The organism is Ulvibacterium sp., assembly GCF_028285715.1.
Lineage (GTDB): Bacteria > Bacteroidota > Bacteroidia > Flavobacteriales > Flavobacteriaceae > Ulvibacterium.
Genome location: NZ_JANQOO010000035.1, coordinates 51,220 through 64,545 on the forward strand (window position 1 = coordinate 51,220; position 13,326 = coordinate 64,545).

General features: G+C 44.1%; 15 protein-coding genes. 6 read left to right on the forward strand and 9 right to left on the reverse strand.

The window, feature by feature from the left end; genetic code table 11:
* Nucleotide 1: 1 nt before the first annotated feature.
* From Q0993_RS18100 to Q0993_RS18120, 5 genes are read left to right on the forward strand one after another with little or no spacing between them, the layout of a single operon-like run.
* On the forward strand, nucleotides 2-469 hold the full coding sequence (locus tag Q0993_RS18100; RefSeq protein ID WP_299535754.1) for a hypothetical protein: 468 nt from the start codon (nucleotides 2-4) through the stop codon (nucleotides 467-469).
* Nucleotides 466-1,734, forward strand: a complete 1,269-nt coding sequence (locus Q0993_RS18105) for a hypothetical protein (RefSeq protein ID WP_299535756.1) — start codon at nucleotides 466-468, stop codon at nucleotides 1,732-1,734. Before Q0993_RS18100 ends, Q0993_RS18105 begins: the two co-directional genes overlap by 4 nt.
* Entirely contained in the window at nucleotides 1,722-2,057 is a 336-nt protein-coding gene (locus Q0993_RS18110; RefSeq protein WP_299535758.1) for a hypothetical protein, read from the forward strand. Before Q0993_RS18105 ends, Q0993_RS18110 begins: the two co-directional genes overlap by 13 nt.
* Nucleotides 2,047-2,517, forward strand: coding sequence for a hypothetical protein (locus Q0993_RS18115; RefSeq protein WP_299535760.1), 471 nt, complete (start codon nucleotides 2,047-2,049; stop codon nucleotides 2,515-2,517). Before Q0993_RS18110 ends, Q0993_RS18115 begins: the two co-directional genes overlap by 11 nt.
* A gap of 2 nt (nucleotides 2,518-2,519) precedes the next feature.
* The gene (locus tag Q0993_RS18120; RefSeq protein WP_299535762.1) at nucleotides 2,520-3,653 is read left to right on the forward strand and encodes a type II secretion system F family protein; all 1,134 of its coding nucleotides are present in this window, start codon (nucleotides 2,520-2,522) and stop codon (nucleotides 3,651-3,653) included.
* A 46-nt stretch (nucleotides 3,654-3,699) separates the two neighbouring features.
* Here the strand turns inward: Q0993_RS18120 and Q0993_RS18125 are convergent, their stop codons facing one another.
* Genes Q0993_RS18125 through Q0993_RS18140 form a run of 4 tightly spaced genes read right to left on the reverse strand, consistent with a single transcriptional unit; the run spans nucleotide 3,700 to nucleotide 6,513 of the window.
* Complete coding sequence (locus tag Q0993_RS18125; protein ID WP_299535765.1) at nucleotides 3,700-4,476, reverse strand: LytTR family DNA-binding domain-containing protein; 777 nt, start codon at nucleotides 4,474-4,476, stop codon at nucleotides 3,700-3,702.
* A 1-nt stretch (nucleotide 4,477) separates the two neighbouring features.
* The gene (locus tag Q0993_RS18130; protein WP_299535768.1) at nucleotides 4,478-5,545 is read right to left on the reverse strand and encodes a sensor histidine kinase; all 1,068 of its coding nucleotides are present in this window, start codon (nucleotides 5,543-5,545) and stop codon (nucleotides 4,478-4,480) included.
* Between the two features lie 27 nt (nucleotides 5,546-5,572).
* A complete protein-coding gene (locus Q0993_RS18135) occupies nucleotides 5,573-6,088 on the reverse strand; it encodes a DOMON domain-containing protein (protein WP_299535771.1) in 516 nt (171 codons plus the stop codon).
* Nucleotides 6,085-6,513: a nuclear transport factor 2 family protein gene (locus tag Q0993_RS18140; RefSeq protein WP_299535774.1), complete on the reverse strand. Its 429-nt coding sequence runs from the start codon at nucleotides 6,511-6,513 to the stop codon at nucleotides 6,085-6,087. The genes Q0993_RS18135 and Q0993_RS18140 overlap by 4 nt, the downstream gene beginning before the upstream one ends.
* 21 nt (nucleotides 6,514-6,534) lie before the next feature.
* Between Q0993_RS18140 and Q0993_RS18145 the strand changes: the two genes are divergently transcribed.
* Nucleotides 6,535-6,663, forward strand: coding sequence for a hypothetical protein (locus Q0993_RS18145; protein WP_299535776.1), 129 nt, complete (start codon nucleotides 6,535-6,537; stop codon nucleotides 6,661-6,663).
* A gap of 126 nt (nucleotides 6,664-6,789) precedes the next feature.
* Here Q0993_RS18145 and Q0993_RS18150 read toward each other — a convergent pair whose 3' ends face one another.
* The 5 genes from Q0993_RS18150 to Q0993_RS18170 form a co-directional block, all read right to left on the reverse strand.
* On the reverse strand, nucleotides 6,790-7,641 hold the full coding sequence (locus tag Q0993_RS18150; protein ID WP_299535779.1) for a mechanosensitive ion channel domain-containing protein: 852 nt from the start codon (nucleotides 7,639-7,641) through the stop codon (nucleotides 6,790-6,792).
* 35 nt (nucleotides 7,642-7,676) lie between these two features.
* Nucleotides 7,677-7,865 carry a hypothetical protein gene (locus tag Q0993_RS18155; RefSeq protein ID WP_299535782.1) on the reverse strand — a complete coding sequence of 63 codons (189 nt, stop codon included), beginning with the start codon at nucleotides 7,863-7,865 and terminating at the stop codon, nucleotides 7,677-7,679.
* A complete protein-coding gene (locus Q0993_RS18160; protein ID WP_299535785.1) occupies nucleotides 7,866-8,438 on the reverse strand; it encodes an RNA polymerase sigma factor in 573 nt (190 codons plus the stop codon). It lies immediately after the preceding gene.
* A 450-nt stretch (nucleotides 8,439-8,888) separates the two neighbouring features.
* Nucleotides 8,889-9,290, reverse strand: a complete 402-nt coding sequence (locus Q0993_RS18165; RefSeq protein ID WP_299535788.1) for a hypothetical protein — start codon at nucleotides 9,288-9,290, stop codon at nucleotides 8,889-8,891.
* Nucleotides 9,291-9,668: 378 nt separating this feature from the next.
* The gene (locus Q0993_RS18170) at nucleotides 9,669-13,247 is read right to left on the reverse strand and encodes a T9SS type B sorting domain-containing protein (protein WP_299535790.1); all 3,579 of its coding nucleotides are present in this window, start codon (nucleotides 13,245-13,247) and stop codon (nucleotides 9,669-9,671) included.
* Nucleotides 13,248-13,326 lie beyond the last annotated feature (79 nt).

Sequence of the window (13,326 nt, forward strand, 5' to 3'; positions counted from 1 at the left end):
GATGAAAAAGAATCAAAAAACATATGTATTGTTGACGGTGGTGCTGGCCATTTGGGGTATCCTGGGATTTAAGGTTATAAAGACCGTAAATCCGGATTCAGACCCAACTGTACGGCCCATTGCTTCGGAAAAATTCAAGCCTATCCAGTTTCAGGAAAGGGATACGTTTAGTATTTTGGCCAATTACCGGGATCCCTTTTTGGGCACGCTTCCCAAATCACTTACACCCAAAAAACCAAAAAGAACGTTTCAAAAAAAGGATACGCTTCCCAAACGGGACATTCTGTATACCGGTTTTATTGCGGAAAGCTCCTCCGGTCAGGAGATTTTCTTTTTGACGATTGACGGCCACCAACAACTCATGGCCAAAAATGAAGTATTCCGAAAGGTAAAGTTGCTCTCCGGCGATCCGAAAAAAGTCAGGGTCCGCTTTGATGGAAAAGCAAAGACCATACCCTTGACCCAATGAAAGCTCCTATAAAGATAAGGGCCGGGGCCTTGCAGTTTGTACTCTTTATAGGGGCTATCATAGCTATACTCCTTTTTGCCTTTGTATTGATTTCCTATACCCACAGCTTTTTCGGAAAAAAGACGGATTTGATGGTAGAAGTCATCCAAGGGACAGAGTATGGGCTGCAATATGCCTATCAAAAGAATATGAGGGCAGGGGAAATCCTCCAAGTACCTGCCACCGAAAACTCGGGCATTTCCATTACGGTTCAAAAAGCGTATTGGGGTATTTTCGAAAAATATGTTTCCCTAGCCGAGCAGGGACAACAATCGTTTTCAAAACTTGCCCTTTCGGGAAATTACTACCCGGAAGGCTTGCCCGCCTTATATCTTAAGGACAAACAAAGACCCTTGATCATTGCTGGAAATTCCAAGATTATGGGGGACGCCTATTTGCCGCAACAGGGTATCCGAATGGGAAATATTTCCGGAAATTCCTATCGTCATAGTCGGCTGGTGTATGGTCGGGAGAAACTTAGCCAGGCCACTATGCCCAAGATACCAGAAGAGGTTACAGGGCAAATAAATCGATTGTTACGTACCAATCCGGATGGGGCATCTGCGGTTTCGTTGCGACCCAAAATGACATTAAAGAACTCCTTTACTTCCCCAACAATCGACATTAATGGTGACATCATGGAATTGGAAGGTGTTTCGCTAACTGGCAATATCAGAATTATAGCCTCCCATAAAATTGTGGTTCTTCCCACCGCGATGCTTAGGGATGTGCTACTTATCGCTCCTGAAATTGAGATTCGAGACGGGGTCAAAGGGTATTTTCAGGCCATTGCCAGTAAAAGAATAAATGTGGGCAGGCACTGCGAACTGGCCTATCCGTCCGCGCTAGTTGTAAAGGAAAAGCGAAGCAAAGGGACGCCCCAGGGGAGGCATCGAAATGCCAATCTCTTTATCGATGACCAAACTTCAGTTCATGGGGTGGTACTTTATCTGGACGAATCCGAAGAACGTACCTACACCCCCCAAATAAAAATCTCAAAAAATGCCCTAGTTCGCGGACAGGTTTACTGTACGGAAAACTTGGAGCTGCCCGGAACAGTGTTGGGTAGCGTAACCACGGATGCCTTTATCGCCCTGGCGAACGGAAGTATCTATCAGAACCATTTGTACGATGGTCATTTGGATAGTAGCAGACTACCCTTGACCTATGTGGGTCTTCCTATGGCGAGCTCAGGGAATAAAAAAACGATGAAATGGCTGTATTAAAACGGGTAAAGGCATCGACCTTAATGGAAACCTTGGTCGCCACAGTCTTGATCGTGGTCATTTTTATGATCAGTAGCATGCTGTTGAACAATCTGTTTTCGAATACATTAAAGGGAAGTGATCGTCAAATGGAAGAAGGGTTAAACCAATTGATCTATGCCTATGGCCATGGAAAGCTGGGATTGCCCTATTACGAAGAAATGGGGGACTGCGTGTTTTCCGTAACAGTCATAAACCAGAATGGCACGGAAACAATTCGGTTTGAGGTTACCGATCAGCTATCCCAAAAAACGATAGGCAAATCAATCATATATGCAAACTAGATTTCGGAAAATAAACGCCTTTACTTTAAGTGAGATAATCGTAGTATTACTGATTACGACCATGGTGGTGGGGATGGCCTTTTCGGTACTCCGGCTGGTGCAGAACCAAATGAACGGGATAGCAGGGAACTATGAACGAAACACGGAGTTTAATCTACTGCGCCAATCCCTTTGGATCGATTTCAATCGATTCGATAGGGTTTACTACAATGAAAAGAGCCGGGAATTGCAGTTTGTCAATGCAATAGGTCAGCGGACGTATCGTTTTGAAGAAGACTTTATTACCAAGGATATCGATACATTCCGCTTAAAATGGGAATCGCAACGCTTTCTTTTTGAAAACAATGAAAGTCGCCTTGGGGAAATCGATGCCCTACATTTCCAAACCACCAAGGCGTTCGGTAACCGAACACTTTTTGTATTTAAGAACAACGCTGCCACAACGTACATGAACCACTAGGTATGGGTTTTAAATTGGAACAAAACATACAGGTACCCCAAGAGACTTCGGATAACGACTGGCTCTCCGGTATGCTGAAGAAGGAGATTACCATTTTAGGGAACTCCTTTGGCAACAAACGGAAAGAAGATTTTTATACCGAAATAGCGGTTTTGCTTAAAGCAGGGATTACCTTAAAGGATGCCCTGGCCTTGATACAGGAAAATCAGAAAAAGGAAAAAATGCAGTCCTTTTATGCCGAAATTGTGGACGCATTGGTCTCCGGTACAAGTTTTTATGAGATACTCCGAAAAAAGAAGGCCTTTACCGAGTATGAATACTATTCCGTTAAAATCGGTGAAGAAACCGGCACTTTGCCTCGAATTGCCGAGGAATTGGGTAAGTTCTTCGCCCGAAAAAATGAACAGCGGAGGGGATTGATCAATGCCCTGACCTATCCGATCATTATCTTGCTTACCGCGGTCCTGGTCGTAATTTTTATGTTGCGTATGGTAGTACCGATGTTCGAGGATATCTTTAGGCAGAACAATGTGGATCTTCCGGCCATGACCAAAATGGTGGTAAGTGCATCCAACTTTATAAAGGATTTCGGATGGCTTGTATTGCTGGCATTGACCGCCCTAATCCTTTTGCGCAAAACATTTTCGAACAAGGTTTGGTTCAAGCGGCGAAAGGACTTTTTGTTGTTGAAATTGCCCTATGTGGGGAACTTTATCACCTCAGTGTACTTGGCACAGTTTACTCAGGCCGTTGCTTTATTGACAGCTTCCAAAGTACCCGTTTTGAACAGTATAGGGTTGGTAAAAAAAATGATTGATTTCTATCCCTTGAACGAAGCCTTGACCCATGTGGAACGGAACGTACTTTTAGGCCGAAGCCTCAACGAAAGTATGTCCGGTACCCGGATTTTTGACAATAAAATGGTATCCCTTGTAAAGGTGGCCGAGGAGACGAACCAGACCGAATATATCTTTGAACGTCTTAATCAGCAATACGCTATTGAGGTACTACAAAAATCCAAGTTGTTATCCACTTTAATGGAACCCTTGATCATTGTTATCGTAGGGATCTTTGTCGGGGTAATCCTGGTGTCCATGTACTTGCCTATGTTTAAGCTGAGTAGCGTAGTAGGCTAGAGGTGCCATTAAGTGTAAACGTTGCATATAGTTTCCCAAATTTGAATTACGTGCCCATACGTAGTTTAAAGTCGGGCTTTCGGGAATTGGAGATCTTTATTTTTTGGTTGTTCTTAAGGGTCACCAGGCTTATATGTTTATCCACATTTTCCAGGGCGATAACTTGATCTAGCCGAACAATGTAAGATCGGTGTGTCCTAAAGAACGCCTTAGGATCTAGTTTTCGTTCCAGTTTGTCCATGGATTCCCGTACGGTATACTTTTTCCCTGTGGTACTGACCTCCACATATTGATCGGCGGCCTCTATTAGGATAATATCGGCCACATCCAAAAAAATAGTATGACCAATGGATTTTACAGCTATCCGTCTTAAATATTCCTTGTTGTGATGTGCGTCGATTCCTTGGGAAAATGAAAAAACCAGATCCTTAAGATTCCCTGTAATTTCAGCTAGGCGATCTTTTTCTATCATTCCTATGGCCCTGTCCAAGGCCTGTGCAATCCGCTCATGGGTATAGGGCTTAAGAATATAGTCCACTGCGTTTTGCTCAAAGGCTTCTACCGCATATTGATCATAGGCTGTAACGAAAATGAAATAGGGGTAGGGTTCCGGACAGTTGGCCAAGACCTGGATACCATTCATTTCCGGCATTTCAATATCCATAAATACAATATCGGGCCGCTCCTTTTTAATTGTACGGAGCGCCTCTTTTCCATTCTTGCAGGAGTCCAGGAGTTGTACTTCCCTGAACTTTTTTAAATGGAGAAGAAGCCGTTTTTGGGCTTCCAACTCGTCGTCTACAATTACTGTTTTGTACTTCATTTTACATTCTCGGAATTTGTATTTCTACCATTACTCCATCATTGACCAAAAACAAATGTATCGATGCTTTCCCGGCATATAGTTTTTCCAACCGTGTCGTCGTATTCCGTAAACCGATTCCCTTACGCTCGTTTTGGTCCTGTGCGGGCCCAGGGCCTTCATTGTACACATACAGCCGAAGAAAACCCGCTTTTAATTCACTTCCTATTTCTATCCTATTGGCATATTCGCTTTTGGCGATACCATGTTTTATGGCATTCTCCACTATGGGCTGCAAGATAAAGCTGGGTACGGGCAAAGGTTCATGTTCCTGACTGGACCTTATGACCACTTCCAAGGCCTTGTTCCTAAAGCGCTCTATTTCCAGATATTGTTTTATATGATCCAGCTCTTTTTTTAGGGGTATAAATTTATGCTTTGATTCCTTTAGGGAAGTCCTTAAAAAATCGCCGAGCCGGATCAACATCCCCGAGGCAACTTCATTTTTCCCCTGTTCGATGGTGCTTATGACATTATTGATGGTATTGAACAAAAAGTGGGGCGAAAGCTTCGCTTTCAGGGTATTGAGTTCGCTGATGAGCAATTGCCTTTCCAGTTCAATGGCCTCGTACTCCCGCTGTTTTAGTTCGTCTTGATACGCCATAGCATGCACCAAGCCAATAATTGCCATGTAAATGAAAAAATGCCAATGAAAAAGGTTGAGGAAAAATAGTTTAAAATAGGCCATAAATGCCACCCAACTAAAAGAGCCGGTGCCCAAAAAATTCCATATGAGGGAATATAGGGCCAAATAGACCAAAACGATGAGTACGGCAAATGCAATATGGATTAGGATGCCCCGGTAATAGGTCTGTTTATCGATTCGGAATCGCTTGCCCAGCCAAAATATCAAGGGGCTGAGTGCACCCCAGATATTCCAGACCAGAAATTGGATAAAGAAAAGTTTGGACCAACTATCGGTGCCACCGCTCTCCAAGGTCTTTAGATACAACTGTGTACTTGTAAACAGGGCCGCTACCACCCAAATGAGGTATAGGGCAATGTTGGTTTTGTGGCGTTTGGAAATCACATAGGAAAGTTACAAAATGAATTTTCATCAATTGGCATCCAGTAGCCTAAAGGGAATATGTTTACGTACCCTGGAATGGTGCTCAAAATCGTCCTCCACGGAGTAGGCAAGAATCAACCAAAATTCCTTTCCGATCTCGTGGATAAAGTCATTGGGGTCCCCAGAATTCAAAGGGATGGAAAAGCGGATCGTGGTACTATGGCCCTCCTCCTTACCATGGAGCACTTGGATGGAATTTTGACCTCCCAAATGACTGTCCTTTATCGGATTTCCAAGTCCTTTTACATACATATCGGTACTCGTGGTTTTTCCGTCGACCACATGGAACAGCAAAAGGTCACTTCCGACAATCGTGTTTTTTTCGTTGAATCCTACCCCGACCCAACCCTGGGTTGGGGCCGTTACGGTACATTCCAAATCTGTAGGGGTCAGGGCATAGGTAAAGGAGATACCGGATACCGTTATGGTTTGCTGGCCATAGAGACCAGTAAACGCACATAAACAGGTATAGAACACATACTTTTTTAAAGACCGCAAGCTCATACCCCACTGATTTCTGTGGTAATGCCAACGATTTCCCATTTGCCGCTGGCAGATCTTGCCATGGACAGCTGATAGAGAAAATCGTATTCCGAACTTACGGCATTCAACACCACTATGGCCAGGTTCCTTCCCAAAAACTCGGCATGTTGGTAGGTAATCTTTCTAGGTTTCCCGCCCAATTCCTTTTTATTAATCATAGCGATGTACTGTTCGGCCGAGAACGTATTGAACTTTCCGCCTATAAGCACATATTGCAAGGATTTGGGTTCCAGAACCTGTTCCAACATTTCTCCTTTTTGCAGATCCGCTCCCTGTACAAATTGGGCGGCTACCTCCTTGATGACGGCTTTGGACTCCTGGGCGTTTCCGAATCCGAAGACCAGGGTCAGGAATAAAATACAGATAGATGATTTTTTAATGATCATGATGTATAGTTTTAAAATTTCATGACAAACCTAAACATTGTAAAAACCAAGGAAAAGGGAGATGTTGCCAATCCGGGGAACCGCATTGCCAAAGGGGATAAACCCATCGTGATGGAGTACACTTTAAAAAAGTTGCATCCCCGGGCTTGAAAAAGAAGAATCACTCATCATATTCATCAAGGAAGACGATAAGCAGTACAACGGAAAGGAGGATAAGAAGGTACAATAGACTTTCAAAATAGTAAAAGTGGTCCACCTTATACCCGGTCTTATAGTTTAGTCGTTGTCCATGTCGTAATTGGGGGTAACCTCTACCGTGCCGTTTACAATGTCCTTGATGGGAATGATCGTTCTTTTTTCAATGCCGGTACGGATGGTAAGGGAAATATTGTCAACGGCCACCACCACGCCTTCCAGGTCGTTTAGTTTTACCAAGTCTCCAATGGCATAGTTCTTCCGGGCATAGTAGGTCAGCAACAGCTTACCGATAACTTCCTTGGAACCCAGGCCAAATCCAATGGAAATGGCCAGAAGGAAGGCTCCAAGGACAATGGAAAAGTTATTGGTAACAATCGTGGTGTCTATCCCCGTTTGGTTTAGGGCAGCGATGGTAATTAAAACGGTGATAAAATAAAACACCACTTCGCTGATGATTCGGGAACCGCTAAGATCAAAGGATTCAAAAAGACCTTTGATTGATTTTTTAATAAAATCCGCGATGTAAAGCCCGATCATAAATAGGGCAATGGCACTGAAAAGTTTGGGTAAATAGCGCAAGAGGTTTCCGATTTCCTCGGATACTACGGTCCAGTTCATGATGTCCGCTGCGATGATGAGGAATACCAGGAACAAGATCCAGCGTACAAAGTTTACGACGACCTGGGATACCTTGAATTTTATTTGGGCTCGTTCAAAGAGGTTTATGGCATTGATTTTTTCCGTCAATCGGTCCACTTTTGCAAACCTCAGAATTCTTCTCAGCAAAAATTCAATGACCTTGGTAATGAGCCATCCCAGGGCTAGGATAACAATCGCCCCAATAATATTCGGTAGAACGGCAACGACGCCGTCCAGCATTTCCTTGAGTGATTCCAAGGTAAGGGTTTTCCATTTGGTGATTTCTTCCATGGCTTGTTGGTTTTGTTCTTAAGTTCCATACCGGTTCAGTACCGCCCCTTGGTCTTGAACAGATTTTCCAGGGCCGAACTATAATTAGTAGAAAAAAGCGATGCTACTTCCATAATAAACTTGGCCAGAGCTATGTTTCGCATCACTTTTTTCCTTAGTTCCGGGGGAACCGGTTTTTGGTATTGATCCATTTCCTTGAATGGATTTCTATTTTCTTCCGTCATTTATTTCAATTTATGGTATGCTCGTATTACTTTTTGCCGTGCCCTTTTTAAACGCATTTTTACGGCGCCTTCGGTTATATTTAAAAGTAGGCCCAGTTCTTTTATGGAAACATCATCCTGATACTTTAGCAGCAATAGGGACTTGTCCTCAACGGCTATAAGTTCCAAAGCCTTTTTTAACCTTTTGGCCTTTACTTGCATCAACTGCTCCTCGGATACCTCGAACAGGGGTATAAAATCAGCATCACCAACATTTTCCAAGGGATGCTCTACTTTTTTTAGGTGCTTTCTGCGTACATAATTCACACAAAAATTATAAGTAAAGGCATAAAGCCAAGTGGAAAACTTGGAGTTTCCCTTAAAGGTGTCCAACTTTAGGTACAGTTTTAAAAAAACGTCCTGCGTAAGGTCCTCGGCCTCGTCCTTTGATTTGGAAAAACCATAACACTTGTTGTATACCCTTTGGGCATAGCGATCGTAGAGATGACCGAAAAGCAGCGGATCGTTCACTTGAACGATCTTGCGTACCAGTTCCTCGTCGGAAAGTGTTCGGGGTTTTTTGCCAATTTCCAATGGTATCCTTTTGGTTGCTCGTCATTGGGGTTAGACCCGTTTTTTGGAACAGGTAACCCATTATTTTGCTGTATTTCCGTTTTGTTTGAAGATGGACATGATATAAGCGTTTAGCCTTAGGGTACTTGAGCAATGTCCCAATGTCCTTAACAGTGTAGTATTCCACGACAAATTTAGTCGGGACATGGTGTCCGTGGAGACCAGATTATCCCAACGGTAGCTCCTATTGGTTAATGGGTGGTATAAAAGCTATTGAGGTATTTTTTTGACTGATTCCTTGGGATACCTAATCGAATACCATAATTTCAGTAAGGGATTATTAGAAAATGGGTCTAGGATATGTACTGAAGGTGGCTTTTTTGTATTTCGCTTTGTGTTTGGGGAAAGTTTGCATATCAAGTGTCGGTTAGGATTTGTATACTATGGAATACGCTTTTCATGAAGTATTCCTTAGGAGCACCCATTGGAGAATCTTGGGTTCCAATGAAGTGTCCGCATAAGTGAATGAATTTGTTCCCGAGCCCGGACGGCCCCACAAATCAAAAGGCCGTCCACGACGGGTGTCGCTAAAAGGGTGGGAAACTCAACGGAAGTAATATGAATGGCACTAGCGGCCTGTATTTTGGCAACCTGTGGAGAAACTGCAAATAATGCATTGAAAGTAAACACCAGCCTTGGGGAAATAGCGGTGTTTACATTTTTCAGTACTGTGGCAGAATCCCCGGAATTCTCGGTCACCGATGAAATCTGTTCGCTTGCTATTCGGATGAATTGGATGGGGGAACACAGATTTCGAGTTGTTGGTATTTTTGCTATTACTATCTTGCCTAATACCAGAAAGGTCAAGCGCATAAGTAGTAGGTCTGGATTTTTCAAAAAGTTTGTGGTTGTTGTGCTTTGATGGTTTCAAGATGTACGATTTGGATTTGGGCTTTTATAAATGCACAGTGGTAAACTGTTTATTAGAGATAAAATTACGAAGTAGAATACCCGGATGTTTGCGTGATTTATTAAACGGTAGCTTTCCTCTTTTTAAAGGTAAAGTACAGGTATGGATTGGTAATGCCTTCTTTGTAAGCCTTTAGTAGCTTTCTTCTCGATACAAAACTTGATACAGCTGTTTGCGTCGGTATCTGTAGTAGTGACGACTTGAACAGGTGAGTTACTTTTTTTTGGAGTATTTTTCATGGGATCTTTTGGTTTTAATAAAAAAGGTCCGGGGCCTTTTGGTTATCGCTTTAGGGTAAAGTGGTTTTTGTACTCTCTCCCATCACCAAGATCTAAGGTGAACCAGTAGTCGGATGATGGTAACGGCTTTCCCTTGAAGGTACCGTCCCAACCGATATCCTCCGACTCAATCTGCCCTAGGAACTTACCGTAACGGTCATAGATATGAACCACGGCATCGGGAAAATCCCTCAAGGCTTCGATTTGCCAATAGTCGTTTACGCCGTCGTTGTTGGGACTAAAGAACCTAGGGTAGCTCAAGAGGACAACTTCCCTGGAATCCTGCCCACAACCATCGCGGTCTCGGACATATACGGTATAGATTCCTCCTGGAAGTCCATAGAATATATTGTCATCCTGATACCGCTCCCCATCAATGGAATATTCGAGATGGCCGTCCCCGGAAGCAAGGATCTGTATATGGCCATCATTGGAAAAGTCCTCCCCGGTAACCACTTGCTGGATAAGGGTCTGGGCTGTTCGGACCAGATTGAAAGAGGTCGAGCTTTCGCAATTGATCCCATTTTTGACTTTGCCTATAAAAAGGGTGTAAGTGCCCTCCTCCGAAAGCTCTACTTCGGGGGAAGTGGAGCGTACAGTGCCATCATCGGCGACCCATGTCCAGGAGTCCGCATCGGGGGCTGCAGTAATGGTCCTGGACGGTTCGAGGTCGCAGAGATAATAGGTTTCCTGAAGATCTAGGGCCGGTGGTTGGATGACGACCAGATCAAAGGAAGCTTCTGAGTAACAATCGGAATTGGCAGCCTCGTACACCCTAACGGTAACCGTCTGGGAATACGGAAACTGGTTTTTGTATGAAGTGGAAGGGAAATTGGGCAATACTTGTCCGTCGGTATCTAGGTAAACGGTTTGCAGTTCGCTGCGCTCCCCACGTATAAAGGTCTCTATTCCAGAGGTGTCAAAAAGGCCATGGCCGTCTCCCTCATCGCAAGCAAACAAATTGGGAAGGGGTGGTATACTTGGGGAGACCGAAGTCCGTAAGGTCAACGGGGTTTCGACATAACAACTGGTACGCGGGTCGGTAACCCTTACCATAACCATTTCCATATAGGGTGCCGTGTTGGTGTACGGGTTAGGAAGAGGATAGGGAAGGAGAGATCCCTGGGCATCAAAGTAGGAAACTTCCATTCCGGTCTGGTTGCCGACCACCACACCTTCTACCTCGGAGGTATCGAATTCTGCAATACCGTCATCGTCGCACACGATAAGATCTGGGAGGGCATGTACCACGGGTAAGGGGCTTACGATGAGGTTGAAGGTGGTCTCGGCGTGAAATTTTGGGTTACTATCGTCCGTCACGGTTGCGGTAACGGTCTGGGAATAAGGGGTAATGTTCCTATAAAAGTTTGAAGGGAAATTGTTCAGTTCCCTTCCATCGGCATCCCAATAGGAGACGTTCAGTCCCGTTTGTGAACCAATGATTTGCGTCTGGATCGAGGAAACATCAAATTGGCCAAAACCGTTTCCTTCGTCACAGGCATATTGGTCGGGTGGACTTCCTACGGAAGGGATGTTCAAAACCTGTAGGTTCAATATAGTTTCGGCGTAACAATTTGTGAGCGGGTCCGTGACCCGTACGGTAATCGTCTCCATCTGGCGCACCGTATTGGTATATGGATTCGGGAGGGGATAGGGGAGGGGAGATCCCTGGGCATCAAAGTAGGAAACTTCCATTCCGGTTTGGTTGCCGACCACCACACCTTCGACCTCAGAGGTATCGAATTCTGCAAACCCGTCATCGTCGCGCACGATAAGATTTGGGAGGGCATGTGCCACAGGTATAGGACTTACAATAAGGTCAAAGGCTGTCTCGAAATGAAATGTAGGGTCGTTAGGGTCCGTTATACTGACGGTAACGGTCTGGGAATAGGGGTTCTGGTTCCTATAGGATACTGAGGGAAAATCTTGCAGTACCTGTCCATTGGCATCCAGATAGGCAACATCGAGTCCTGTCTGTGTACCAATGATTTGCGTCTCGATTGAAGAAGCGTCGAAATGAGCATAACCGTTTCCTTCATCACAACCATATATGTCGGATGGATTCATTGCTATTGGTGTATTGGAAACCCGAAGGTTCAGTGCGGTCTCATTGAAACAACCCGTAGAGGAGTTGGTTACCCGTACTGTAATGACCTCGTGGTAAGGTGTTGTATTTGCAAATGGGTTAGGAAGCGGTGAGGGAAGCGGAGACCCTAGCGCATCAAAATAGGAAACGTCCATTCCGGTCTGCCCGTTAACTACGAGGCTTGTAATGTTGGAAGTATCGAATTCACCAAGTCCATTGCCATCATCGTCCGGGACAATAAGATCTTGAACAGGCCCAGCTTTCGGACGCGGCTGCACAATAAGATCAAAGGTGGTTTCTTTCTCACAACGGGGAAAAGATGTCTTCTCCACCCTTGCTGTAATAGTTTGGGTGTAAGGCTCCTGATTCCTATAGGAAGCAGCTGGAAAATTAGGTAATTCATCTCCGTTGGAATCATAATATGAAACCCTTACATTGGTCTGCGCGCCAATTATTTGATTTTCGATTGACGAGGCGTCAAATGTGGCAAAGCCATTCCCCTCGTCACAGGCAAATAGGTCGGTTGGCTTAATGGCATCCGGCCTGTCATGGACTATAAACCAAAATTTAACATCTTCACATGTCCCTGCAAAGGTGTTAAATGTCCTTGTCGTAATCACTTCTAAATGACGCGTTTTATTGGTGTAGGTATCCGGAAAGGGAGCTGGAATCGGATTTCCTTGACCATCAAAATACGAAACCACAAATCCAAATCTACGATCAGCATCCTTAAACCAAGAAGTATCAAACTCCAAGAAGCCATCATTATCGGTATCACAACCATGTTCTCTATAGCTTATCGGAGGAGTGGCACAGCTTGCAGGAGGTGTCTCCGTATTGCCAAAGACTTTAAGGTAAAAATGGGAATTTGGGTATCCGTAGTCATCTGTGGTGAGATAGCTATGAGGTGGGCAGTCACCTGAATCTACCCAAGATGCGTCCGTTTCATCTTGGGTAGATGCCAAATAAAAACGATTGGGGTATATATCCTCCTCTATGTCAAGTCCTATATCTAAATGAAATGGGTTTCGACTCACTTCTATTTCGACCAGTATTTTTTTGATGTTTGGAGGTATATGGATTGGAGCATCTAGATCAATCTTCAGCATTTTTACAGGGGTCAGCCCATTTGAGGTCGGTGATGTTTCCAATTGAATAACTTGAAAGTTTCTTGAAATCGGAATTGCTTGAGGGTAGGACGCCGGGAAATTGTCATCAATCGCGTACACATAAAAATGTAAAAAAGTTTCAAAATCTTCTTCTAGCTTAATCTGGTATGCTATTTCTAGGGAATTGATAACAAACATCTCATTTTCTGCAACCCCAAAGTCCTGAAGGTCAAAAACCCTGGCCTGCTTGGATGGACTGCAAGCAAAAGGTGCACTGGCTACGATTTCCCCAACATTGTGGGTCAAGGTTACCTGTGCTGTTATTGTATGTCCCAACACAAGCAAAAGCAAGGGCATAAAACGTAGGTTAAGCTTTTTTGGGAACATGGTCAAACTAATTTTACATGTCTTAGGTTCAATTTAAGTTTGCCCTTTGGGAGAGACATCTAAATGGAAAACCTAATGG